22 protein-coding genes and 1 riboswitch are annotated in these 24,411 nt (G+C 69.9%); of the genes, 12 read left to right on the forward strand and 10 right to left on the reverse strand.

Features of this window, described 5'->3' with window-relative positions:
- Nucleotides 1-254: 254 nt before the first annotated feature.
- Complete coding sequence (gene ccrA / locus P2H44_RS01170) at nucleotides 255-1,547, reverse strand: crotonyl-CoA carboxylase/reductase (protein ID WP_275761582.1); 1,293 nt, start codon at nucleotides 1,545-1,547, stop codon at nucleotides 255-257.
- Between the two features lie 399 nt (nucleotides 1,548-1,946).
- Here ccrA and P2H44_RS01175 point away from each other — a divergent pair, with 399 nt between their 5' ends.
- Entirely contained in the window at nucleotides 1,947-3,914 is a 1,968-nt protein-coding gene (locus tag P2H44_RS01175) for a protein meaA (protein ID WP_275761583.1), read from the forward strand.
- Between the two features lie 38 nt (nucleotides 3,915-3,952).
- Here P2H44_RS01175 and bluB read toward each other — a convergent pair whose 3' ends face one another.
- The 6 genes from bluB to P2H44_RS01205 form a co-directional block, all read right to left on the reverse strand.
- Nucleotides 3,953-4,630, reverse strand: coding sequence for a 5,6-dimethylbenzimidazole synthase (bluB, locus tag P2H44_RS01180; protein ID WP_275761584.1), 678 nt, complete (start codon nucleotides 4,628-4,630; stop codon nucleotides 3,953-3,955).
- Nucleotides 4,631-4,680: 50 nt separating this feature from the next.
- Nucleotides 4,681-4,868, reverse strand: a riboswitch (cobalamin riboswitch).
- Between the two features lie 43 nt (nucleotides 4,869-4,911).
- Nucleotides 4,912-5,709 carry an SHOCT domain-containing protein gene (locus P2H44_RS01185; RefSeq protein ID WP_275761585.1) on the reverse strand — a complete coding sequence of 266 codons (798 nt, stop codon included), beginning with the start codon at nucleotides 5,707-5,709 and terminating at the stop codon, nucleotides 4,912-4,914.
- Nucleotides 5,710-5,874: 165 nt separating this feature from the next.
- Nucleotides 5,875-7,704, reverse strand: a complete 1,830-nt coding sequence (gene ilvD, locus P2H44_RS01190) for a dihydroxy-acid dehydratase (RefSeq protein ID WP_275761586.1) — start codon at nucleotides 7,702-7,704, stop codon at nucleotides 5,875-5,877.
- A gap of 169 nt (nucleotides 7,705-7,873) precedes the next feature.
- Nucleotides 7,874-9,148 carry an MATE family efflux transporter gene (locus P2H44_RS01195; protein ID WP_275762084.1) on the reverse strand — a complete coding sequence of 425 codons (1,275 nt, stop codon included), beginning with the start codon at nucleotides 9,146-9,148 and terminating at the stop codon, nucleotides 7,874-7,876.
- Nucleotides 9,149-9,232: 84 nt separating this feature from the next.
- Nucleotides 9,233-9,733, reverse strand: a complete 501-nt coding sequence (locus P2H44_RS01200; protein ID WP_345798967.1) for a PaaI family thioesterase — start codon at nucleotides 9,731-9,733, stop codon at nucleotides 9,233-9,235.
- A complete protein-coding gene (locus P2H44_RS01205) occupies nucleotides 9,733-10,191 on the reverse strand; it encodes a PaaI family thioesterase (RefSeq protein ID WP_275761588.1) in 459 nt (152 codons plus the stop codon). Before P2H44_RS01205 ends, P2H44_RS01200 begins: the two co-directional genes overlap by 1 nt.
- A 281-nt stretch (nucleotides 10,192-10,472) precedes the next feature.
- Here P2H44_RS01205 and P2H44_RS01210 point away from each other — a divergent pair, with 281 nt between their 5' ends.
- The 9 genes from P2H44_RS01210 (at nucleotide 10,473) to P2H44_RS01250 (ending at nucleotide 20,137) form a co-directional block, all read left to right on the forward strand.
- Nucleotides 10,473-10,874 carry a MerR family transcriptional regulator gene (locus P2H44_RS01210; protein ID WP_275761589.1) on the forward strand — a complete coding sequence of 134 codons (402 nt, stop codon included), beginning with the start codon at nucleotides 10,473-10,475 and terminating at the stop codon, nucleotides 10,872-10,874.
- Nucleotides 10,875-11,064: 190 nt separating this feature from the next.
- A complete protein-coding gene (locus P2H44_RS01215; protein WP_275761590.1) occupies nucleotides 11,065-11,274 on the forward strand; it encodes a DUF4287 domain-containing protein in 210 nt (69 codons plus the stop codon).
- 222 nt (nucleotides 11,275-11,496) lie between these two features.
- Nucleotides 11,497-13,275, forward strand: coding sequence for an acyl-CoA dehydrogenase C-terminal domain-containing protein (locus P2H44_RS01220; RefSeq protein ID WP_275761591.1), 1,779 nt, complete (start codon nucleotides 11,497-11,499; stop codon nucleotides 13,273-13,275).
- A gap of 115 nt (nucleotides 13,276-13,390) precedes the next feature.
- Nucleotides 13,391-14,545 (forward strand): acyl-CoA dehydrogenase family protein, encoded by a 1,155-nt coding sequence (locus tag P2H44_RS01225; RefSeq protein ID WP_275761592.1) that lies wholly within the window; start codon nucleotides 13,391-13,393, stop codon nucleotides 14,543-14,545.
- 98 nt (nucleotides 14,546-14,643) lie between these two features.
- Nucleotides 14,644-15,270 carry a glutathione S-transferase family protein gene (locus tag P2H44_RS01230; RefSeq protein ID WP_275761593.1) on the forward strand — a complete coding sequence of 209 codons (627 nt, stop codon included), beginning with the start codon at nucleotides 14,644-14,646 and terminating at the stop codon, nucleotides 15,268-15,270.
- 78 nt (nucleotides 15,271-15,348) lie between these two features.
- Nucleotides 15,349-16,560, forward strand: a complete 1,212-nt coding sequence (locus tag P2H44_RS01235) for an acetyl-CoA C-acetyltransferase (protein ID WP_275761594.1) — start codon at nucleotides 15,349-15,351, stop codon at nucleotides 16,558-16,560.
- Nucleotides 16,560-17,033: a cupin domain-containing protein gene (locus P2H44_RS01240; protein ID WP_275761595.1), complete on the forward strand. Its 474-nt coding sequence runs from the start codon at nucleotides 16,560-16,562 to the stop codon at nucleotides 17,031-17,033. The genes P2H44_RS01235 and P2H44_RS01240 overlap by 1 nt, the downstream gene beginning before the upstream one ends.
- A 2-nt stretch (nucleotides 17,034-17,035) precedes the next feature.
- The gene (locus P2H44_RS01245) at nucleotides 17,036-19,249 is read left to right on the forward strand and encodes a 3-hydroxyacyl-CoA dehydrogenase NAD-binding domain-containing protein (RefSeq protein WP_275761596.1); all 2,214 of its coding nucleotides are present in this window, start codon (nucleotides 17,036-17,038) and stop codon (nucleotides 19,247-19,249) included.
- Between the two features lie 276 nt (nucleotides 19,250-19,525).
- Nucleotides 19,526-20,137 (forward strand): LolA family protein, encoded by a 612-nt coding sequence (locus P2H44_RS01250; RefSeq protein ID WP_275761597.1) that lies wholly within the window; start codon nucleotides 19,526-19,528, stop codon nucleotides 20,135-20,137.
- Nucleotides 20,138-20,187: 50 nt separating this feature from the next.
- Here P2H44_RS01250 and P2H44_RS01255 read toward each other — a convergent pair whose 3' ends face one another.
- A complete protein-coding gene (locus tag P2H44_RS01255; RefSeq protein ID WP_275761598.1) occupies nucleotides 20,188-20,964 on the reverse strand; it encodes an exodeoxyribonuclease III in 777 nt (258 codons plus the stop codon).
- A gap of 229 nt (nucleotides 20,965-21,193) precedes the next feature.
- On the reverse strand, nucleotides 21,194-21,880 hold the full coding sequence (locus tag P2H44_RS01260) for a response regulator transcription factor (protein WP_275761599.1): 687 nt from the start codon (nucleotides 21,878-21,880) through the stop codon (nucleotides 21,194-21,196).
- A 201-nt stretch (nucleotides 21,881-22,081) separates the two neighbouring features.
- On the opposite strand from P2H44_RS01260, the gene ribA reads away from it, so the two are divergent.
- Together ribA and P2H44_RS01270 are read left to right on the forward strand one after the other, a co-directional pair.
- The gene (gene ribA / locus P2H44_RS01265; RefSeq protein WP_275761600.1) at nucleotides 22,082-23,179 is read left to right on the forward strand and encodes a GTP cyclohydrolase II; all 1,098 of its coding nucleotides are present in this window, start codon (nucleotides 22,082-22,084) and stop codon (nucleotides 23,177-23,179) included.
- 50 nt (nucleotides 23,180-23,229) lie between these two features.
- Nucleotides 23,230-23,715: a L,D-transpeptidase family protein gene (locus tag P2H44_RS01270; protein WP_275762085.1), complete on the forward strand. Its 486-nt coding sequence runs from the start codon at nucleotides 23,230-23,232 to the stop codon at nucleotides 23,713-23,715.
- Nucleotides 23,716-23,725: 10 nt separating this feature from the next.
- On the opposite strand, the gene P2H44_RS01275 is transcribed toward P2H44_RS01270, so the two are convergent.
- Nucleotides 23,726-24,376 (reverse strand): YggS family pyridoxal phosphate-dependent enzyme, encoded by a 651-nt coding sequence (locus tag P2H44_RS01275; protein ID WP_275761601.1) that lies wholly within the window; start codon nucleotides 24,374-24,376, stop codon nucleotides 23,726-23,728.
- Between the last annotated feature and the right edge of the window lie 35 nt (nucleotides 24,377-24,411).

Here is a 24,411-nt window from a genome sequence, read left to right on the forward strand (position 1 = left end):
GCAAGTGGTTGATTTCATTAAATGTGAACACAGTATGAACGTGAATCGCCCGCCGAATCGCGCTTCGGAGGGCCCTGAACGCCCCTCCGAGGACCCTGTCCAGCGACTCGCCCGCCGCACGAACACGCACGTGATTCGGCAACGATCCGCAGGATCAACGTCGCCTGACCCCTGAAACGGAAACGCCCGGCGGACCAGGTCCGCCGGGCGCGAAGGCTCGGGTCGGGGCGCGGGCGCGGGGCCCGCGGGCGGGCTCAGCCGCGCGAGGCCTCCAGCGCGTCCTCGAAGGTCCGCAGGCCGGTGGTCTTGGCGCTGACCAGCACGGACATGTTCCCCGGCTTGTGCTCGTTGCGCAGCATCTTCATGTGCGCCTCGGGGATCTCGTCCCAGGAGAAGACCTCGGACATGCAGGGGTCGAGACGACGCTCGAGCATCAGCTTGTTCGCCGCCGAGGCCTGCTTGAGGTTCGCGAAGTGCGAGCCCTGGACGCGCTTCTGGTGCATCCACAGGTAGCGGGCGTCCATGGTCAGGTTGTAGCCGGTGGTGCCGGCGCAGATCACGACCATGCCGCCGCGCTTCACCACGAAGACCGAAGCCGGGAAGGTGCTCTCGCCGGGGTGCTCGAACACCATGTCGACGTTGTTGCCCTTGCCGGTGATCTCCCAGATCGCCGCGCCGAACTTGCGGACCTCCTTGAACCAGGCCTTGTACTCGTCCGAGTTCACGGTCGGCATCTGGCCCCAGCAGTTGAAGTCCTTGCGGTTCAGAACGCCCTTGGCGCCCAGGTCCAGCACGAACTGCCGCTTGCTCTCATCCGAGATCACGCCGATGGCGTTGGCGCCGGCGGTGTTGATCAGCTGGATCGCGTAGGACCCCAGGCCGCCCGAGGCGCCCCAGACCAGCACGTTGTCGCCGGGCTTGAGGATGTGCGGACGGTGGCCGAACAGCATCCGGTAGGCGGTGGCGAGCGTCAGCGTGTAGCAGGCCGACTCCTCCCAGGTCAGGTGCTGGGGCCGCGCCATCAGCTGCTGCGACTGCACCCGGCAGAACTGGGCGAAGGAGCCGTCCGGCGTCTCGTAGCCCCAGATGCGCTGGGTGGGCGAGAACATCGGATCGCCGCCGTTGCACTCCTCGTCGTCGCCGTCGTCCTGGTTGCAATGCACCACGACCTGGTCGCCGACCTTCCAGCGCTTCACCTTGTCCCCGACCGCCCAGACGATGCCCGAGGCGTCCGAGCCGGCGACGTGGAAGTCCGCCTTGTGGACGTCGAAGGGCGAGATCGGGGTGCCCAGCGAGGCCCAGACGCCGTTGTAGTTGACGCCCGCGGCCATCACGAAGATCAGCACCTCGTTGGAGTCGAGCTTCGGCGTCTCGACCACCTCGCACTGCATGGCGGTGTTGGGGTTCCCGTGACGCTCGCGCCGGATCGCCCAGGCGTACATCTTCGCGGGCACGTGCCCGAGCGGCGGGATCTCCCCCACTTCGTAGAGGTCCTTAACGGGGGCCTCGTAATCGGTGATCGTCTCGGGGGCGTCGAGCGGGGCCATGTGCGGTCTCCTTGGCGCGTGGCGAGCGGGGCGCGAAAAACGGTCGCGCAAGATTGTTGCGGATTTTGGGCCGCGGCGATGCATGACATTGCTCGCGCGTCTGCGCAACCCCCGCAATGCGACGTTGGTGTGCAGTGCATCATTCTGCGCGTTTCGAGGGGGTTTGGCGACGGAATTCGGGGCGGACGGACGCGCGCGTCACCGGGGCGAAGCCTTTGAGGTCATTCTCCTTGCCAGCCGACAGATTCGTCCGCCCGGGCGCCCGGCGTGGCCTCGACGACGCGAAATGACGCGCCATAATGTTTCAGGCCTGCCACCCCTTGCGCAATTTCATGTCGCATGACATTTGCGCGGCAGCGCAGCAGAATGCCCGGAATCGCCCAGTCTCGGAGGCCCGACATGACCGCCAAGGATCGCCCCTGGATCTTCCGCACCTACGCGGGCCATTCCACCGCCGCGGCGTCCAACGCGCTCTACCGCTCGAACCTGGCGAAGGGGCAGACCGGCCTCTCGGTCGCCTTCGACCTGCCGACCCAGACCGGCTACGACAGCGACCATGCGCTGGCCCGCGGCGAGGTCGGCAAGGTCGGCGTTCCGGTCAGCCATATCGGCGACATGCGCGCCCTGTTCGACGCCATCCCGCTCGAGCAGATGAACACCTCGATGACGATCAACGCCACCGCCGCCTGGCTGCTGGCGCTCTACATCGCCGTGGCCGAGGAGCAGGGGGCCGACGTCTCCAAGCTCCAGGGCACGGTGCAGAACGACATCATCAAGGAATACCTCTCGCGCGGCACCTACGTGTTCCCGCCCGCGCCCAGCCTGCGGCTGATCGGCGACATCGCCGCCTACACCTACCGCGAGGTTCCCAAGTGGAACCCGATGAACGTGTGCAGCTACCACCTGCAGGAGGCCGGCGCGACGCCGGCGCAGGAGCTGGCCTATGCGCTCGCCACCGGCATCGCGGTGCTGGACACGGTGAAGGCGCAGGGCGCCGTTTCGGACGAGGATTTCCCCAAGGTCGTCGGCCGCATCAGCTTCTTCGTCAACGCCGGCATCAAGTTCGTCGCCGAGATCTGCAAGATGCGCGCGTTCACCGACCTGTGGGACGAGATCTGCGCCGAGCGCTACGGGGTGGAGGAGGAGAAGTTCCGCCGCTTCCGCTACGGCGTGCAGGTGAACTCGCTGGGCCTGACCGAGCAGCAGCCCGAGAACAACGTCTACCGCATCCTGCTCGAGATGCTGGCGGTCACGCTCTCCAAGAAGGCCCGCGCCCGCGCCGTGCAGCTGCCGGCCTGGAACGAGGCGCTCGGCCTACCCCGCCCCTGGGACCAGCAGTGGTCCCTGCGCATGCAGCAGATCCTGGCCTATGAGACCGACCTGCTGGAATACGACGACCTCTTCGACGGCAACCCCGCCGTGCAGCGCAAGGTCGACGAGCTGAAGGAGCTGGCCCGCGCCGAGCTCGCCAAGATCGACGACATGGGCGGCGCCGTGCAGGCCATCGACTACATGAAGGCGCAGCTGGTGGAGGCGAACTCCGCCCGCCTGCGCGCCATCGAGGCCGGCGAGACCGTCGTGGTCGGCGTCAACAAGTTCACCTCGACCGAGCCGTCCCCCCTCGTCTCCGCCGACGGCGGCATTCTGGTGGTGGACCACGGTGTCGAGGCCGCCCAGGTCGACGCCCTGAAGGCCTGGCGCGAGGGCCGCGACCAGGCCGCCGTCGATGCGGCGCTTGCGGACCTGAAGGCCGCCGCCTCCGAGGGCCGCAACATCATGCCCCCCTCGATCGCCGCCGCGAAGGCCGGCGTCACGACCGGCGAGTGGGGCGCCGCCATGCGCGAGGTCTTCGGCGAGTACCGCGCCCCCACCGGCGTCGCGAAGTCCGCCGCCGACAACGTACAGGGCCTCGAGACGGTGCGCGAGGCGGTCGAGGCGGTCTCCTCCCGCATGGGCCGCCGCCTGAAGTTCCTGGTGGGCAAGCCGGGCCTCGACGGCCACTCCAACGGCGCCGAGCAGATCGCCGTGCGCGCCCGCGACTGCGGGATGGAGGTGGTCTACGAGGGCATCCGCCTGACCCCCGCCCAGATCGTCAACGCGGCGCTCGAGGAATCCGCCCACGTCGTCGGCCTCTCGATCCTCTCCGGCTCGCACCTGCCGCTGGTGAAGGAGGTGGTCGACCGGATGAAGGCCTCCGGCCTCGACGACGTCCCCCTGGTGGTCGGCGGGATCATCCCCGAGAGCGACGCCACCGAGCTGCGCGCCTACGGCGTGGCCCGGGTCTACACGCCCAAGGACTTCGAGCTGAACAAGATCATGACCGACATCGTCGACCTGGTCGCCGCCGAAAGCGCCGAGGCGGCCTGAGGGCACAGGGGCCGCCCCGCGGGCGGCCCCCTCTCGCCTCAGATCTTCGCCCCCCAGCGGTCCGCGAAGATCATCTCGTCCAGGTCCCGCTGCCGCGCCCAGCCCTTCGCCGCCAGTTCCGGCCGGTCGTAGAGCTCCCGCACCTGGCCCAGGCACAGGTAGGCGACGGGGACCACCCGGTCGGGCAACTCGAAAATCTCGCGCAGGTCGGCCTCGTGGAAGATCGAGACCCAGCCGACGCCGATCCCCTCGGCCCGTGCGGCGAGCCACAGGTTCTGAACCGCGCAGACGGTGGAATAGAGGTCGGTGTCAAGCTGGTGCGTGCGCCCCAGCACCACCGGCCCCCCGCGCGAGCGGTCGCAGGTGACCAGAAGGTTCAGGGGCGCCTCGTCGATCCCCTGCAGCTTCAACGCGGAATAGAGGCGGCGGCGCTCGCCCTCGAACCGCGCCTCGGCCTCGGCGTTCGCCCGCTCGAAGGCGCGCCGGACCCTCGCCTTGGTTTCCGGGGCCTGCACCAGGATGAAGTTCCACGGCTGCGACAGCCCGACCGAGGGCGCGGCATGGGCCGCCTCCAGCACCCGGCGCAGGGCGGCGGGGTCGATCGGATCGGGCAGGAACTGGCCGCGGACGTCACGCCGCTCATGGATCGCGCGGTAGACGGCGTCGCGCTCGGACGCGTCGAACGGCCCGGCGGGACCGGGTTCGGTTGGCTGCATGACATATCCCCTGTCCGCGAAGCCGACGACCCCGCCGCCGTCCGCGCGTCGGGGACCTGTGTCGTCCGGCCGGTCTTCTGACTCGGCTTCGTCCCGGAACGGCGCCTTCCCAGCCCGAAGGCCAGTGGCATCTGCCGCCCGGTCCACCTCACAGCGTTGGGCACGTCACGGAGTCGCACCGTGTTCCCGATTATCCCGCCCGCGTGAACGGGCCGGCGCCGGACGTCTCAGAGCTACCGCCGCCGCCCGCGCCGCGCAACCGCCGCCGGACGCAGGGCGCGTCAGAGCCGCGCCAAAAGCTCCGCCTTCTTGGCCGCGAACTCGTCCTCGGACAGCGCGCCCGCGTCGCGCAGCTTCGCGAGGCGCCCGATGGTGTCGAGGATGTCGTCCACCGCGCCCTGCGAGGGCCCGGCCGACTGGCTCGGCGCAGGCTCGGGCCGGTAGGCGGGCGCCGGCTCGAAGCTCCGCGCCGGCGGCTCCCAGGCCGGCTGCGGCGCGGGCTGCGCCGAGCCGCTTCCCTCGGCCAGCGGGAAGGTCGACAGCGCGAACTGCCCGTACTGGCTGGAGACCGAGACGCCCATGAACGGATCGCCCGGCCCCGACTGCTGCTGGCTGAAGCCGCCGATATGATGGTCGCCGGTGTCGAGCAGCACCACCGGACGCCCGTCGCCGAAATCGAAGGCCAGCCGTCGCGCCTGCGGGAAATAGGCGTAGCGCGCCTGGTTCTGGCCGCCGCTCGAGGCGGGCTGGCCCAGCCAGTCCGGCCACCACCCCGCCGAGCCGCCGCCGAAGGCCTGCGGCTGCTCGAAGTAAGGGGTGAAGGCCATGCCGCCCGACAGCTCCCCGCACAGGTTCTGCACGGTGTTCTGCAGGCCATGGTTGAACATGTCACCGACCATGGTCATGCCGCCGGCCATCCACTGGCCCGAGCCGCCCAGCTCCGGCACGTTGAACTGCGCCATGGTCCCGCCGCCGTTGGCGACGGCGCGGGCCATGTGCTCGACGGCGGCTTCCGACAGTCCGTAGCGTCGCGAAAGGTCGCCGATGGCGGCGCGGCCGGCGGCGGTCAGGTTCGACATCGGAACCTCCTGAAGGGGGGACGCGGGGGGAATGCGTTCGCCTTCGTGCTCAAGGATGAGCGACCCGGAGTCAACCGCCCCTCGCGATCACGCGCCCGGCATGGGGGCGGCCGGGCGGGCGACGCCGGGGGCGCAGCCCCGGCGAGTCCCGTCCGGCCGCGGCCCTTACAGCTTGCGCACGGCGCCCTGCGCGGCCGAGGTGGTCAGCGCGGCATAGGCCTTCAGCGCCGTCGTGACCTTGCGCTTGCGCGGCTTCGCCGGGGTCCAGCCCGAGGCCTCCTTGGCTGCGCGCCGCTCGGCCAGCACCGCGTCCTCGACGGCGAGGCGGATCGAGCGCTCGGGGATGTCGATCTCGATCAGATCGCCCTCCTCGACCAGCCCGATGGTCCCGCCCTCGGCCGCCTCCGGGCTGACATGCCCGATCGAGAGCCCCGAGGAGCCGCCCGAAAACCGCCCGTCGGTGACCAGCGCGCAGGCTTTGCCCAGGCCCTTCGATTTCAGGTAGGAGGTCGGATACAGCATCTCCTGCATCCCCGGCCCGCCGCGCGGCCCCTCGTAGCGGATCAGCACCACGTCGCCGGGGTGCACCTTGTTGGTGAGGATCGCCGAGACCGCGTCGTCCTGGCTCTCGAAGATCCGCGCGGGGCCCGAGAACTTCAGGATGCTCTCGTCCACGCCCGCGGTCTTCACGATGCAGCCGTCCTCGGCGAGGTTGCCGTAGAGCACCGCGAGCCCGCCGTCCTTCGAGAAGGCGTGCTCCGCGTCGCGGATCACCCCGCCCTCGCGGTCGAGGTCCACGTCGTCCCAGCGCCGGTCCTGGCTGAAGGCGGTCTGCGTGGGCACGCCGCCGGGCGCCGCGCGATAGAAGTCGTGCACCGCCTCGGACCTGGTGCGCGCGACGTCCCAGCGCTCGAGCGCATCCTTCATGGTGGCGGAGTGAATGGTGGGCGAGGAGGCGTCGATCAGCCCCGCCTTCTCCAGCTCGCCCAGGATCGCCATGATGCCGCCGGCGCGGTGCACGTCCTCCATGTGGACGTCGTTCTTGGCGGGCGCGACCTTGCACAGCACCGGAACCCGGCGCGACAGCCGGTCGATGTCGGCCATGGTGAAGTCCACCTCGCCCTCATGCGCCGCGGCCAGCAGGTGCAGCACCGTGTTGGTCGAGCCGCCCATGGCGATGTCGAGCGTCATCGCGTTCTCGAACGCCGCGAAGGAGGCGATGGAGCGCGGCAGCACCGCCGCGTCGTCGCCCTCGTAGTAGCGCTTGGCGAGGTCCACGATCAGATGCCCCGCCTCGACGAACAGCCGCTTGCGGTCGGCATGGGTCGCGAGCGTCGAGCCGTTGCCCGGCAGCGACAGCCCCAGCGCCTCGGTCAGGCAGTTCATCGAGTTGGCGGTGAACATGCCCGAGCAGGAGCCGCAGGTCGGGCAGGCCGACCGCTCGATCACCTTCACGTCCTCCTCGGAGACGCTGTCGTCCGCCGCCGCCACCATCGCGTCGACGAGGTCCAGCGCCTGGGTCTTGCCGTTCAGCACGACCTTGCCGGCCTCCATCGGGCCGCCGGAGACGAAGACGACCGGGATGTTCAGGCGCAGCGCGGCCATCAGCATGCCGGGGGTGATCTTGTCGCAATTCGAGATGCAGACCATGGCGTCCGCGCAATGCGCGTTGACCATGTATTCCACGCTGTCGGCGATCAGCTCGCGCGAGGGCAGGGAATAGAGCATCCCGTCGTGGCCCATGGCGATGCCGTCGTCCACGGCGATGGTGTTGAACTCCTTGGCGACCCCGCCCGCGGCCTCGACCTCGCGCGCGACGAGCTGGCCCAGGTCCTTCAGGTGCACGTGGCCCGGCACGAACTGGGTGAAGGAGTTGACGATGGCGATGATCGGCTTGCCGAAATCGTCGTCCTTCATGCCGGTGGCGCGCCACAGGCCGCGGGCGCCGGCCATGTTGCGGCCGTGAGTGGTGGTGCGGGAGCGATAGGCGGGCATGGGCGGGTCCCTGGCGGCGTCGGCTGACTGAACTGCCGGCCGGTCCTAGCGCAGCCGCGCGCCCTTGTCCAAGCCCCGCGGAACTTTTGCGCCGCAGCATCGTCGCTTGCGCAACAATCTTGCGCAGGAAGGCGGGAGGGCGAGGCCTCGCCTCCCCGCAGGCCGCAATTCAATGCGTCGCGCGCGCCCCCGCCGCCGCGCGTTCCAGCGCCGGATAACGCAGGAACAGGGTCACGCCGCGGGCCACGAAGAAGACCATCAGCGCCGCCCACAGCCCGTGCGCGCCCAGCAGCGACGTCAGCACCCACCAGGCCGCCAGGTAGACCGCCAGCGACCAGGCCATGGCGTTGCGCATGTCGCGCGAGCGGGTGGCCCCGATGAAGATCCCGTCCAGCATGAAGGCCGGCAGCCCCACCACCGGCGCCAGCGCGCACCACGGCAGGAAGGCGCGGGCGGCGGCGCGGACCTCCTCGGAGGTGGTCATCAGGTCGATGATCGCCCCGCCCGCGAGCAGGAACACCGCCGCCAGCGCCGCCACGCAGCCCAGGCCCCAGGCCGAGCTCATGATCGAGGCGCGCCGAAGCTCCCCCGGCCTGCGCCCGCCGAAGGCCGCGCCCACCAGCGCCTCGGCCGCGAAGGCGAAGCCGTCGAGCGCGAAGGCCGAGATCTCCAGGAACTGCATCAGCACCTGGTTCGCCGCCAGCGGCACGTCGCCATGGTCGGCCGAGCGGAACATGAAGAAGGCGAAGCCGAACTGCAGCATCAGGGAGCGCAGCAGGATGTCCCCGTTCACCTGCGCCATGCGCTTCAGGCGGGCGGGGTCGAAGACCCGCGCGACATCCTTCCACTGGTCGCCGCCGAAGGCCTCGCGGCACAGCCACAGGCCCAGCGCGGCGCCGGTGACCTCGGCGATCAGCGTGGCGACGGCCACGCCCTCGACCCCCCAGCCGAGGCCGAGGACGAACCACAGGTCGAGCACCACGTTGACCGCGTTCATCGCGAGCTGGAGGGTCATCACCCCTCGCGTCCGCTCCATCGCGATCAGCCAGCCGTTCAGGGCGAAGACCCCGATGGCGAAGGGCGCGCCCCAGACCCGGATCGCGAGGTATTCGCGCGCCAGCGTCTCCACCTCGGCCGAGGCGGGCGACATCTGGAAGGCGAACCAGAACAGCGGGACCTGCAGGGCGATGAAGGCCAGCCCCGCCGCGCCCGCGATCATCAGCGCGCGCATCAGGATCGCGCCGGTCTCGGCCTCGTCGCCCGCCCCGCGGGCCTGGGCGACGAGCCCGGTGGTGCCCATCCGCAGGAAGCCGAAGATCCAGTAGACGAAGGCGAGGATGATCGCCCCCATGCCCACCGCCCCGATCGGCTGGGGCAGGCCCAGCTGGCCGACCACGCCCGTGTCCACCGCGCCCAGGATCGGCACGGTGGCGTTCGAGATCATGATCGGGATCGCGATGCGCAGGACCCGTCGGTGGGTCAGCGGCGGCGGCGCCTCCCCCGAATGCGCGGCGGAGGCGTCGGCCACTCAGTCCTCCGGCATCAGGAAATGGCCCACGGCGGAGATGAAGGGGCGCGAGCGCTCCTCCTGCCAGGCCTCGACCGAGACGGAGGCGTAGCGCCGCCCCGCCCGCCGGATCGTGGCGCGCGCATAGCTGTCGCGGGCGCCGCCGGCGCGCATGTAGTCCAGACTGAAGTCGATGGTCTTGGGCAGGGTCGGGTATTCGCCGCGGGCGATGGCCTCGGCCGGCTCGCCGCCGGCCTCCATCATCTCCCACACGCGGGTCCAGCCCAGGGTGACCTGGGCGGTGATCTCGAGGAAGGCGCCCGTGGCGCCGCCGTGCAGGGCGCCCAGGACCGGGTTGCCGATCAGCTTCTCCTGGTAGGTCAGCCTCGCGGTCAGCTCGTCGCCCAGCCGCTCGAAGCCGACGCCCAGCTCGTTGACGAAGGGGACCGCATGGCTCAGCCCCGCCAGCGCCGCGTCGCGGCGCGCCTCGACCACGTGGGCCGGCTCGCGCTTGGCCGCCATCACGCGCCCTCCTTCTTCGGCCCGCGCTTGGGGCGGGGCCGCTCGATGGTGAAGCTGCCCGTGGCGGTGGCGACGGGCTCCTTGCGGGCGCCGTCATGGGCCTCGACCCGCACGAAGGCCACGTGGCGGGTGGCGCGGTGGCACTCGGCCGTCGCGACCACGTCGCGCCCGGGCTCGGCGCCGCGCATGTAGTCGATCCGCAGGCTGATGGTCGCCGTCGCGATCGCCCCGGTGGGATGGGACATCACCGCGGCGCCCCCGCAGGCGTCGAGCAGCGCCGTGATCACGCCGCCATGCAGCACGCCGGTGGAGGGGTCTCCCACCCAGCGGGAATCATAGGGCAGCCGCAGGGTGGCTTTCGCGGGCTCGATCTCCTCGAGCGTGATGCCCAGTTCGGCGTTCCAGCGCACCTGGGACATGAAATGACGGCCGAGTTCGAGCTTTTGCTCCTCGGACATGCCGGAAACGTCTGGTCTTTCCGTCACTTGGACAGGCCCTCCCCCGGTGGGCGCCGCTGGGGTGCGGCGGTTGCGCGCGTCGCGGTGGCATCGCAACAAGGCGTAACGATCTATCCCGAGCCAATGCAGGGGTAAATGGCGCCGCTGCGGCGCCCCGACGCGGCGTCGCCTGGTCGCCTTGCAAACGATTGGCAGCCTTATTACGTCGGCGTCAACTCGAGCCCGTCAAGGCTTCAGCGTCCGCCCGTGCCGGGGCGGATCGCGTCGAGTGGAGAGAAGAAGTGACCGAAGAAACCTACACCACGATATCCGAGATGTGCGCCGAGTTCGGCGTCACGCCTCGCACCCTGCGCTTCTACGAGTACAAGGAGCTGCTTCAGCCCAAACGCGAGGGCCAGAAGCGCCTGTTCACGAAGCGCGACAAGGGCCGCCTGAAGCTGATCCTTCAGGGCAAGCGCTTCGGCTTCTCGCTCGACGAGATCCGTGAGCTGCTGGACCTGTACTACATCGGCGACCAGCGCGTGACCCAGGTCGCCCGCACCTACGAGCGCGCCGAGATCCGTCTCGCCGCGATGAAGGAGCAGCGGGCCGAGCTGGACCTGGCGATCTCCGATCTCGAGGCCGAGATGGAGAAGTCCCGCCACTACCTGGCCCAGCACGGCGCGCGCGAAGCCGCCGAGTAAAGCCGCTCAACGACGGGTACGAGTTCAGGCCCGGGGGCGTCGCCCCCGGGCCTTTTTCGTCTGCGCGCTCCCGACCGCGCCCGGGGACGGCGCCGCGAAGCCGCTTGCCTGCGCGGCGTCGAGGCATGACGATGCCCGGCACGCCTCGAAGCGGTTCGCTTCGGAGTCATCGACAAAGCCGGGAGACGTCTTGACCGAGAAGATCAAGGGCCCCGCCTCCTATTTCCCGTCGATCGAGGCGAAGTACGGCCGTCCCGTCGCCGAGTGGCAGGAGATGATCCGCGCCCGCTCGGGGATGAAGCACATGGAGCTCGTCGCCTGGCTCAAGCAGGAGCACGGGCTGGGCCACGGGCATGCCAACGCGCTGGTCGCCGCCACGCTCAAGCCCGCCGGAAAATAGACCTCCGCCCCCTTGCCCGGAACGCGCCGGGCCGGCCAGCCGGGCCTGCGCGCGGGCCGCGCCGGCGCGCGTGGGTCGCACCCCCTGACGCCACGACGCCCCTTTACGTGCACGTCAACTTCCCCCATATCTCTCGGCGACGGGCCCCACCCGGCCCTATATGGTTTTCGGACGCGAGAGCGCATCGCAGGCGCTCCGCACGCGCATTGGGAGGACGAACGAATGCCCACCTACACGCCGCCGCTTCGCGACATGGAATTCGTGCTGCATGAGACGCTGAAGGTGCAGGACCAGCCGGTCGAGGGCTATTCCGAGCTCGACCGCGACTTCACCGCCGCGATCCTCGAGGAAGCCGGAAAGATCGCGCGCGACGTGCTCGCGCCGCTGAACCTCTCCGGCGACCGGGAGGGCTGCACGCTCGAGAACGGCGTCGTACGCACGCCCGAGGGCTTCAAGGCGGCCTTCGACACGCTGCGCGAGGGGGGCTGGACCGGCCTCGACTGCGATCCGGAGTTCGGCGGCCAGGGCATGCCCTACGTGATCGCCACCGCGGTCGGCGAGATGCACTGCGCCGCCAACATGGCGCTGATGATGTATCCGGGCCTGACCCACGGCGCCTATTCGGCCATCCACGCCCACGGCTCGGACGAGCAGAAGGCGACCTACCTGCCCAAGATGGTGACCGGCGAGTGGACCGGCACCATGAACCTGACCGAGCCGCATTGCGGCACCGACCTCGGCCTGCTGCGCACCAAGGCCGAGCCGCAGGACGACGGGTCCTACAAGATCTCCGGCCAGAAGATCTTCATCTCGGCCGGCGAGCACGACATGGCCGACAACATCGTCCACCTGGTGCTGGCCAAGATCCCCGGGGGCCCCGAGGGCGTGAAGGGCATCTCCCTCTTCATCGTGCCCAAGTTCCTGGTCAACGAGGACGGCACGCTGGGCGCGCGCAACGGCGTCGCCTGCGGGAACCTCGAAGAGAAGATGGGCATCCACGGCAACGCCACCTGCGTGATGAACTACGACGAGGCCAAGGGCTTCCTCGTGGGCGAGGCGCACAAGGGCCTGCGCGCGATGTTCACGATGATGAACGAGGCGCGCATCGGCGTCGGCCTCCAGGGCCTCAGCCAGGCCGTCGTCGCCTACCAGAACGCCGTCGAATACGCCCAGGACCGCATCCAGGGCCGCGCCGTCACCGGCGCCGCGGCGCCCGAGAAGGCGGCCGACCCGATCATCGTGCACCCCGACGTGCGCCGGATGCTGATGGACCAGAAGGCCTTCGTCGAGGGCGGCCGGATGTTCGTCCTGTGGGCCGCCAACCTGATCGACCGGTCGCACCGCGCGGGCGACGCGGACGCCGAGGGGCTGGTGTCGCTGCTGACCCCGGTGGTGAAGGGCTTCCTTACCGACAAGGGCTACGCCTGCGCCACCCAGGCCCAGCAGGTCTACGGCGGGCATGGCTACATCGAGGAATGGGGCATGTCGCAGTTCGTGCGCGACGCCCGCATCGCCATGATCTACGAGGGCGCGAACGGCGTGCAGGCGCTGGACCTCGTGGGCCGCAAGCTCGCCGCCGGCGGCGGCAAGCCCGCCATGGCCTTCTTCGAGATGGTGAAGACCTTCTGCAAGGCCGAGGAAGGCAATGAGGAGCTGAAGAAGGACTTCCTCGATCCGCTGAAGGCGGCGTCGAAGGACCTTCAGGCGGCGGCGATGTACTTCATGCAGAACGGCATGAAGAACCCCAACGCGGCGCTGGCCGGCTCGACCGACTTCATGCACCTGTTCGGCCACGTCTGCCTCGGCTTCGCCTGGGCGCAGATGGCCAAGGCCGCGCATGACGCTCTGGCGGCCGGGACCTCGGACGAGGACTTCTACCGCAACAAGATCCGCACCGGCCGCTACTACATGAGCCGCCTGCTGCCGGAGACGAGCCTGAACCTCGCCCGCATCCAGTCCGGCCCCGAGCCGGTGATGGACCTCGCCGCCGAGGCCTTCTGATCTCCCGCCGGGGGGCGCTTGACGCCGAGCGCCCCCCGGCCAAGCATCCCCGCGCCCCGACCCGGGCCTGACGGCCGGTCGGCAACGAACCTGCGGGACGATTAGGGAGACCCGAATGACCGCCCCCATGCTGAAATCCGCCTGGATGACCGAAGAGCACGAGATGCTCGAGGACATGACCGAGCGTTTCGCCGCCGACCGGTGGACCCCCAACCTCGCCCGCTGGCGCGAGCAGGGGATGATCGACCGCGCGGCCTGGAACGAGGCCGGCGAGGCCGGCCTGCTGCTCGCCTCGATCCCCGAGGAATACGGCGGCGCCGGCGGCGACTTCGGGCATGAGGCGGTGATCCACATGGTCGCCGCGAAGCGCAATTTCGCGAGCTGGGGCATCGGCGTGCATTCCGCCATCGTCGCCCACTACATCCTCACCTACGGGTCCGAGGAGCAGAAGGCGAAGTGGCTGCCCAAGATGGCGACCGGCGAGATGGTGGCGGCCATCGGCATGACCGAACCGGGCACCGGCTCGGACCTCCAGCGCATCCGCACCCGCGCCGACAAGGACGGGAACGGCTACAAGATCAACGGCTCCAAGACCTTCATCACCAACGGCCAGCACGCCGACCTGATCCTGCTGGCCTGCAAGACCGACGTGACCCAGGGCGCCAAGGGCGTCTCGCTGATCGTGGTGGAGACGGAGGGCGCCGAGGGCTTCCGCCGCGGCCGCAACCTCGACAAGGCAGGGATGCACGCCGCCGACACCTCGGAGCTGTTCTTCGACGACGTGTCCGTGCCGCCCGAGAACCTGCTCGGCGGGCAGGAGGGCCGCGGCTTCTACCAGATGATGGAGCAGCTCCCGCAGGAGCGTCTGTCGATCGGCGCCACCGCCATCGGCGCCATCGAGGGCGCGGTGGAGCTCGCCGTCGCCTACGCCAAGGAGCGCGAGGCCTTCGGCCGCCCGATCATCAAGAACCAGGCGCTCGCCCACAAGCTGGCCGAGTGCAAGACGGACGCGGTCGTCGCCCGCGCCTTCTTCGACGCCTGCACCGTGGCGCACCTGAACGGCGCGCTCACGGTCGAGGCGGCGGCGATGCAGAAATACTGGCTGACCGACCTGCAGGGGAAGGTGATCGACGCCTGCCAGCAGGTCTTCGGCGGCTACGGCTACATGATGGAATATCCCATCGCCGAGATGTGGCAGGACGCCCGGGTGCAGCGGATCTACGGCGGCACCAACGAAATCATGAAGGAGCTGATCTCGCGGTCCCTCTAAGGTGACGCCCGAGCCGGGCTTCGCCCGGCTCCGCGCGTTCCGCGCGACCCCCGGATCAACCGGGGGCGCATGCCCCCCTCAGGAAGGAAATTTCGCAGATGCCCGCCTACAAGCTCACCTGCTTCGGCCAGTCCGGCAACGCCTACAAGCCCGCCCTCTACCTCGCCCTCTCGGGGACCGAGTGGGAACCGGTGTGGATCAACTTCTTCAAGGGCGAGCACAAGGACGCCGCCTACACGTCGAAGAACGACCAGGCGCAGGTGCCGATCCTCGAGCATGGCGACGTCACCATCGCCCAGTCCGCGGTGATCCTCGACTACCTCGTCGGGCAGATCGGCCAGTTCGGCTGGTCCTCCGAGGAGGAGCGTCGCGAGATCTGGAAGTGGGTGATGTGGGACAACTACTCCTTCACCTCGATGTTCGCCCCCTACCGGTTCTTCGCGAACTTCGTGCCGGAGGAGAAGCGCGATCCCGGCGCCATGGCCTTCATGGACATGCGCATGAAGAACGCGCTCAAGACCCTGGAATCGCACATGCAGGGGCGCGAGTGGGTGGCGCTCGACCGTCCCACGATCGCGGACCTGTCGATCGCCGGCTACTGCTACTACGGCGACGAGGTGCCCTTCGATTTCGCCGACTACCCGGCGATCGCCGCCTGGAAGGACCGGCTCGCGGCCCTTCCCGGCTTCGTTCCCCCATACGAGCTGATGCCCACCAAGGGCTGAGCTCCCGCGCCCGGCCCGCGCGGCCGGGCGCGCCTCATCCCCCCTGAAAGCGGCGCCGCCGCCTGAAAGGACCCGACGATGACCGAAGCCTACATCTACGACGCCGTGCGCACCCCCCGGGGCAAGGGCCGCAAGGACGGCTCGCTCCACGAGGTGACGTCCGTGCGCCTCTCGGCCGAGACGCTCAACGAGCTCAAGCGCCGCAACGATCTCGACACCTCGCTGGTCGAGGACGTGATCTGGGGCAACGTCACCCAGGTGATGGAGCAGGGCGCCTGCCTCGCCCGCTCCGCGGTCCTCTACGCGGGCTGGGACGAGCGGGTTCCGGGCCTCGCCATCAACCGCTTCTGCGCCTCGGGCATGGAGGCGGTGAACCTCGCCGCCAACCAGGTGAAGGGCGGCGCGGGCGACCTCTACGTCGCCGGCGGGGTCGAGATGATGTCCCGCGTGCCCATGGGCTCCGACGGCGCGGCCATCGCGGCCGACCCGACGCTGGCGATGAAGTCCTACTTCGTGCCCCAGGGCATCGGCGCGGATATCATCGCGACGAAGTACGGCTTCTCGCGCGACGACGTCGACGCCTACGCGGTCGAGTCCCAGAAGCGCGCCGCCCAGGCGATGGCCGAGGGGCGCTTCGACAAGTCGGTGATGACGGTCCGCGACCAGAACGGCCTGCCGATCCTCGAGAAGGACGAATACCCCCGCCCCGGCACCGACATGCAGTCGCTGGGCGCCCTGCGCGCGGCCTTCGAGGCGATGGGCACGATGATGCCCGGCTTCGACAACGTGGCGAAGCTGAAATACCCCGAGCTGGAGCGCATCGACCACGTCCACCACGCCGGCAACTCCTCGGGCATCGTGGACGGCGCGACGGCCGTGCTGATCGGCTCGAAAGAGGCGGGCGAGAAGCTGGGGCTGAAGCCGCGCGCCAAGATCCGCACGGCGGTGAAGGTCGGCTCGGACCCCACCATCATGCTCACCGGCCCGGTTCCGGCGACCGAGAAGGCGCTGAAGGCCTCGGGCATGTCGATCTCGGACATCGACCTCTTCGAGGTGAACGAGGCCTTCGCCTCGGTCGTGCTGCGCTTCATGCAGGCCTTCGACGTCGACCACTCGAAGGTCAACGTCAACGGCGGCGCCATCGCGCTGGGCCACCCGCTGGGCGCGACTGGCGCGATGATCATCGGCACCGCGCTGGACGAGCTGGAGCGGACCGGCAAGGGCACGGCGCTCGCCACCCTCTGCGTCGCCTCCGGCATGGGCGCCGCGACGATCATCGAGCGGGTCTGATGCCCAAACTCGACCTCTCCCGGGTGCCGGCGGTCACCGGTTCGGACTATCCCGAGCCGCATGCGACCGCGATGGGCGAGCGCTGGTTCCAGGCGCTGGGGGACGCGGCGGGGTTGACCCGCTTCGGCGTCTCCCGCGTCCGTCTGGCGCCGGGCGCGACCTCCTCGCTGCGCCACTGGCACCCGGACGAGGACGAGTTCGCCATCGTCCTGGAGGGCGAGCTGATCCTGGTCGACGACGCGGGCGAGCAGCCCCTGCGCCCCGGCGACTGCATCGGCTGGCCCGCCGGCGACGAGAACGGCCACCACATCCTGAACCGCAGCCAGGCCGACGGCGTCTTCATCGTCGTCGGCTCGCGCCCCGAGCGCGACTGCTTCTATTCCGACGTGGACCTTGTGTTCCGCAACGACGCGGCCGGCGGCCGCTACGAGACGCGCGACGGAACCCCTGTTCCCCCCCGCGAGGGAGACTGACCATGACCGAGATCTTCCACTACTCCGTCGACGCCGACGGCGTCGCCACCATCGCCTGGGACCTGCCGGGCCGCTCGATGAACGTGATGACGCTCGAGGGGCTCGAGCAGCTGGACGCCTGCATCGACAAGGCGCTGGGCGACGAGGCCGTGAAGGGCATCGTCCTGACCTCCGCCAAGGCCGACTTCGCCGGCGGCATGGACCTCAACATCCTCGCCGGGATGAAGGCGTCGGCGGGCGACGACCCCGCCAAGGGGCTGTTCGAGGGCGTGATGCAGATGCACGCCCTGCTCCGCAAGCTGGAGCGGGCGGGCATGGACCCCAAGACCAACAAGGGCGGCAAGCCCGTCGCCTGGGCCTGCCCGGGCACGGCCGCCGGCATCGGGCTGGAACTGGGCCTCGCCTGCCACCGCCGCTTCGTCGCCGACAATCCCAAGGCCAAGATCGGGCTGCCGGAGATCATGGTCGGCATCTTCCCCGGCGCCGGCGGGGCCACCCGCGTCAGCCGGATGCTGGGCGCCATGGCCTCGGCCCCCTTCCTGCTGGAAGGCAAGATGATGGCCCCCGCCAAGGTGAAGGCCGCAGGCCTGGTGGACGAGATCGTCCCCGCCGACGAACTGCAGGCCGCCGCCAAGGCCTGGGTCCTGTCCGCCAAGGACGCCGACATCGTGAAGCCGTGGGACGCCAAGGGCTGGAAGATGCCCGGCGGCGCGCCCTACTCGCCCCAGGGGTTCGAGACCTTCGTGGGCGCCTCGGCGATGATCAACGGTAAGACGCAGGGCGCCTACCCGGCCCCGAAGGCGCTGCTCGCCGCGATCTATGAGGGCGCGATGGTCGACTTCGACACCGCGCTGCGCATCGAGGCCCGCTGGTTCACCAACATCCTGATGAACCCGTCCTCCGGCGCCATGATCCGCTCCCTCTTCCTCAACAAGGAAGCGCTCGAGAAGGGCGCCGTGCGCCCCGCGGGCGTGCCCGACATGCGGGTGAAGAAGGTCGGCATCCTGGGCGGCGGCGGCTTCATGGGCGCGGGCATCGGCTACGTCTCGGCCATGGCGGGGATCGAGGTCGTGCTCCTCGACCGCGACGCGGAGGCTGCCGCCAAGGGCGTGGGCTTCATCACCGGCCTGCTGGACGAGTCCCTGAAGAAGAAGCGCATCACCGAGGACAAGAAGGCCGGCATCCTCGGCCTCGTCTCCGCCACCTCGGATTACGCCGACCTGAAGGGCTGCGACCTGGTGGTCGAGGCGGTGTTCGAGGATCCGGGCGTGAAGGCGACCGTGACGAAGGCCGCGCAGGAGGCCCTGGGCCCCGACGCGATCTTCGCCTCCAACACCTCGACCCTGCCGATCACCGACCTGGCCGAGAACTACAAGGACCCCGAGCGCTTCATCGGCATCCACTTCTTCTCGCCGGTCCACAAGATGATGCTGGTCGAGATCATCAAGGGGAAGAAGACCGGCGACGAGGCGGTGGCCAAGGCGCTCGACTTCGTGCGCCAGATCCGCAAGACGCCGATCGTGGTCAACGACGCCCGGTTCTTCTACGCCAACCGCTGCATCATCCCCTACATCAACGAGGGGACGCGGATGGTGACCGAGGGCATCAACCCCGCGCTGATCGAGAACGCCGCCAAGCAGCTCGGCATGCCGCTGGGCCCGCTGCAGCTGGTGGACGAGACGGCGCTCGACCTCGGCCAGAAGATCGCCAAGGCCACCAAGGCCGCGCTGGGCGACGCCTACCCCGAGAACCCGGCCGACCCCCTGATCGACTGGATGGTCGCCGAGGGCCGCCTTGGCCGGAAGGCGAACGCCGGCTTCTACGCCTACGACGACAAGGGCAAGCGGCAGGGGATCTGGGACGGCCTCGCCGCCAAGTACCCGCTGGCCGAGGAGCAGCCCGACGTGACCGAGGTGCAGCACCGCCTGGCCTTCGCGCAGGTGCTGGAGGCGGTCCGCGCGCTCGAGGACGGCGTGCTGATGGACATCCGCGAGGGCGACGTGGGCGCGATCCTGGGCTGGGGCTTCATGCCCTGGTCGGGCGGGCCGCTGTCGTGGCTGGACATCCTCGGCGCCGGCAAGGCGGTCGAGATCACCGACGCCCTGACCGAGAAGTTCGGCCCCCGCTTCACCACCCCCGCGCTGCTGCGCGAGATGGCGCAGAAGGGCGAGACCTTCTACGGCCGCTTCGACCCCGCCGCCAAGGCCGCGGCCTGAGCCCTCGGCTCTGCGCTCCCCCGTCCGGGGCGGGGCGCAGGGCCGGCCCCACGGGCGCCCCGGGCTCGACCCGGGGCCTCCCGCCCTTGGCCCGCGTTCCGCAGGCCGGGGCGCAGGGACCGCCTCTCCGCTCTCGATCCGGCGCCGCGATTGTTCCCTCGGGGGCCGTGGAATCGCCCTGATCGGCGCCTACTTCGGATCCTGCGCCGCCCCGCCGCTCGCCCCCCGGCCCACGCCGCGTTTGGCGGCGCGCCCGAAACGGTTTATCAGGACGACATGACCCGACGCCCGATCGCCCTCTTCGCCGCCCTCGCGCTTTCCGCCGCCGCCCTGTTCGCGTCCGACGCGCAGGCGCAGAGCGGGCGCGACCTGGCGCGAATCTCCACCTATCTCAACGCCCTGAAGACCGCCGAGGGGACGTTCGTGCAGATCTCTCCGAACGGCGAGACCTCGGACGGCAAGTTCTTCATCCAGCGCCCGGGCCGGATCCGGTTCGAATACACGCCCCCCAACCCGGCGCTGGTGATGTCCGACGGGACCTGGGTGGTGGTGTTCGACATGCGCGACTGCACCAAGCAGACCGCGCCCCTGTCCTCGACGCCCCTGAACCTGCTGCTGCAGGAGAACGTGGACCTCCGCGCCAACGGCGCGGTGACCGACGTGGACAACCGCCCCGGCCAGATGCGCGTCACCGCGCAGAACCCGGACGATCCGGGCTCGGGCTCCATCACCCTGATCTTCAACGACAACCCGTTGGAGCTGCGGCAGTGGATCATCACCGACGCCGAGGGCGCGCAGACCACCATCGCGCTGTCGGAAGTGCGCCGCGGGGTCGAGATCCCGGTGCACAAGTTCCTGCCCGCGCGGGTGGAGTGCGATCCCCGCTGACCTGAGCGGAGCGGCCCCGGGCCTGGCCCGGGACCGCTCGCCTCACGGCCTCATCCCAGCGTGACGAAGACCGGCGCGTGGTCCGAGGGCTGCTGCCAGCCGCGGGCCTCGCGCAGGATGCGCGCGCCGTGGACGGGCAGGTCGGGGGTGGTCCACACGTGGTCCAGCCGGCGGCCCTTGTCGGCGGCGTCCCAGTCCTTGGCGCGGTAGCTCCACCAGGAATAGAGCAGCCCCTCCGGGATCACCTGGCGCACGGCGTCGACCCAGCCGCCCGCGGCCTGCGCGGCGTTGAGCTTCTCGGTCTCCACCGGGGTGTGCGAGACGATCTTCAGAAGCTGCTTGTGGTTCCACACGTCGTCTTCGCGCGGCGCGATGTTGAGGTCGCCCACCAGCACCGCCGGGCCTGCGTGATCGCGGAAACAGGCCGCCATTTCATCCACGAAATCAAGCTTGTGCTGGAACTTGGGGTTCGTCTCAACGTCCGGTTCGTCGCCGCCTGCGGGGACGTAGAGGTTGTGGATCTGGGTCCCGTCCGGCAGCTTCGCCGTCACGTGGCGGGCGTCGCCCTTCAGGCAGAAATCCTGGTGCTCGACCGGCTCCAGCGGCAGGCGCGAGAGGATCGCGACGCCGTTGTAGCCCTTGTCCCCGCGCACGGCGAGATGCTCCCACCCCAGCTCGGCGAAGGTCTCCAGCGGGAACTTGGCGGCCGGGCACTTCGTCTCCTGCAGGCACAGGACGTCCGGGGCCTCCTCCTCCAGCAGGCGGCGCACGATGGGCGCGCGCAGGCGGACGGAGTTGATGTTCCAGGTGCAGATCGTGAAAGGCATGGGCGGCTCCGGCGCGCGGGAGAACGGAAGCGCAACATGCGCGTCTCGCCGCCGCGCTGCAACCCGAAGCCTGACCCTGAAAATGCGAGCGCCCGGCGGGAGGGGTTCCACCGGGCGCCACCTTGTTCCGAGACCTCCGCCGCGAGGGGTGACGGCGATCGCTGCGAAGCGATGCGGCCTCCAAGGTTACCGGTTAGGTGGGGAGCCTCGGGCCGTGTTCAAGACGCGCCTAGATCACCAGGCGGTAGCCTCCCGATTCCGTGACCAGCAGGCGCGCTTCGGAGGGGTTCGGTTCGATCTTCTGTCGAAGTCGATAGATGTGCGTCTCGAGCGTGTGAGTCGTCACGCCCGCGTTGTAGCCCCAGACCTCGTGCAGAAGCGTATCCCGCGCCACGACCGCGTCGTTCGCGCGGTACAGGAACTTCAGGATGTTGGTCTCTTTCTCGGTCAGGCGGATCTTCTTCTCGGCCTCGTCGATCAGCATCTTCATCGCGGGCTTGAACGTGTAGGGCCCGACGGCGAAGACCGCGTCCTCCGACTGTTCGTGCTGGCGCAGCTGGGCGCGGATGCGGGCCAGGAGCACGGGGAACTTGAAGGGCTTGGGGATGTAGTCGTTGGCGCCCGCGTCGAGGCCCAGGATCGTGTCCGCGTCGGTGGCGTGGCCGGTCAGCATGATGATCGGGCACTTCACGCCCTGCTTGCGCATCAGGCGGCAGACCTCGCGCCCGTCCATGTCGGGCAGGCCGACGTCGAGGATCACCAGGTCGTGCGGGTCGGCCTTGGCGCGCTCGATCCCGTCGGCGCCGGTGTCGGCCTCGAACACGTCGTAGTCCTCGGTCAGCACCAGCTGGTCGGCCAGCGCGTCGCGCAGGTCGGGATCGTCGTCCACCAGCAGAATCCGCTTCAGCGTCGGCATGGGCCTTGGTCCTCCAGAAGCGCCCGTCCGCTCCGGGCTCCTCGCGCAAATGCGAACCGGGCGGAGCGAGGGCGAGAGGGACGAAACGTTTCTCACGGACACGTCACCGCGTCCGGCCCTTTGTTTCAATTTTCCGTCGGGCGCCCTATCTCTCGGGCCACACGGGCCGCATGCGCGGGCCGCGCTGCGCCGGAGCCGTCGATGGGCCTGAAGCTGAGCCTCTGGGAGAACGCCGCCCGCATCCGGGCCGAGCTGCGCATCGGCGCGGCCGTGGTCCTGGTGCGCGGGCAGGCGGGCGTGCTGGCGGGGGCGGCCGAATCCCTCACCGCCGAACGGCTGGAGGATTTCCGCGGCGTGGGCCCCACCGACCTGGTGATCACCTCGCGCCGGGCGCAGACGCTGAAGGCGCGCGCCTACGACGGCGACGTCGCGCGCATCATCCTGACCCCGGATTTCGACCTGGGCCGGATCCGCGCCACCGCCGATCCCGCCAAGGACCTCGAGTCGCCCCTGAAGGGCCCCTACCAGACCCGGCGCGACGGCGACGCCGGCCTGCATCGCGCCGCGGTGCGGCTGGTGAAGCAGGCGCAGCTTCTGCCCGCCGCCCTCGTCGCCGCCCTGCCCTCGCGCGCCGCGGCCGAGGCGCTGGCGCGGGAGAACGGCCTCTCGATCCTCGATACCGACGCGCTGCTGGCGGCCGAGGCCGAGGCGATCGGGATGCGCCCCGTCTCCGCCGCGCGGGTGCCGCTGGAAGTCTCTCAGACCTCCCGCGTCCACGTGTTCCGGCCCGAGGACGGGTCGGAGGAGCATTATGCGATCGAGATCGGGGCGCCCAAACGCTCCGAGCCGGTGCTGGCGCGGCTGCATTCGGCCTGCTTCACCGGCGACGTGCTGGGGTCGCTGAAATGCGATTGCGGCCCGCAGCTTCGCGCGGCGCTGGCGGCGATGGCGGAGGAAGGAGCCGGCGTCCTGCTCTACCTCAACCAGGAGGGGCGCGGCATCGGGCTCGCCAACAAGATGCGGGCCTATTCGCTCCAGGATCAGGGCTTCGACACGGTCGAGGCCAACCACCGCCTGGGATTCGAGGACGACGAGCGCGACTTCCGCATCGGCGCCACGATCCTGCGCCGGCTGGGCTTCCGCTCCGTGCGGCTGCTGACCAACAACCCCCGCAAGATCGGCATGATGTCGAATTCCGGCCTGCAGGTGACCGAGCGGGTGCCGCTGAAGGTCGGGGAGAATCCCCTGAACGCGAACTACCTCGCCACCAAGGCCACCAAGAGCGGCCATCTGCTGTGAGCGACGGGGCGGCGGTCCGGCCGCGGCCCCCGCTGCCGCGACCCGGCGACCTGGTGGTCACACGGTGGGAGGCGCGGTTCCTCGGCCGGCGGTTCCCCTGCGCGGTGGGCTTCGGCGGCGTGGGGCGCAAGCGCGGCGAGGGCGACGGCATCACCCCGCTGGGCGTTCACCGGCTGGAATCGGTCCTGTGGCGGGCGGATCGTCGCGTGCGTCCCGCCGGGCCGCTGCCCGTGCAGCCCATCGGCCCCGCGCAGGGCTGGTCCGACGACCCGGCGGACCCGTTGTACAATCGCCGCGTCCCGTGGCCCCATTGCCACAGCGCCGAGCGGCTGCGGCGCGCGGATCGCCTTTACGACCTCGTCGCCATCACCGATTTCAACCGGCGGCCGCCGGTGGCGGGCGCCGGAAGCGCGATCTTCCTGCATGTCTGGAAGCGGCCGCGAAAGTGGACCGCAGGCTGCGTGGCCTTCCGGGCGCAGGATCTCGCCTGGATCCTCGCGCGCTGGACGCCCCGCAGCCGGCTGATCGTGCGCTGAGGAGGCGGCCTCAGCCGTAGTCCCGCTCGCCGAAGATGGCGGAGCCGACGCGCACATGGGTCGCGCCGAACTCGACCGCCGTCTCGAAATCCGAGCTCATCCCCATCGAGAGGCCCGCGAGCCCGTTGCGCTCGGCCAACTTGGCCAGCAGCGCGAAATGCATGGCCGGCGATTCCTCGACCGGCGGGATGCACATCAGCCCCTCGATCGAGAGGTCCATGGCCCGGCAGTCGGCGAGGAACGCATCGGTCTCGCCGGGGGCGATTCCCGCCTTCTGCGGCTCCTCGCCGGTGTTCACCTGCACGAACAGGCGCGGGCAATGGCCGGCGGCCTGGGCGGCGTCGGCGATCTTGCGGGCGAGCTTGGAGCGGTCGACGGACTGGATCACGTCGAACAGCTCGAAGGCCTTGTTGACCTTGTTGGTCTGCAGCGGGCCGATCAGGTGGAGCTCGAGACCTGGCAGGTCGCGGCGCGGGCCCCAGCGGGTCTCGGCCTCCTGCACGCGGTTCTCGCCGAAGATGCGCTGTCCGGCGTCGATCACGGCCTGCACGCGGTCCTCGGGCTGGACCTTCGAGACCGCCACCAGGGTGACCGATCCGGGGTCGCGGCCGGCCTTCGCCTCGGCCTCCGCGAGCTGGCGTTTCACGCTGTCCAGGCTCATGCCGTCCTCCGTCGTGGTCCGGGGAATGGGTAGGC

Source organism: Albimonas marina, from assembly GCF_029223255.1.
GTDB lineage: Bacteria > Pseudomonadota > Alphaproteobacteria > Rhodobacterales > Rhodobacteraceae > Albimonas.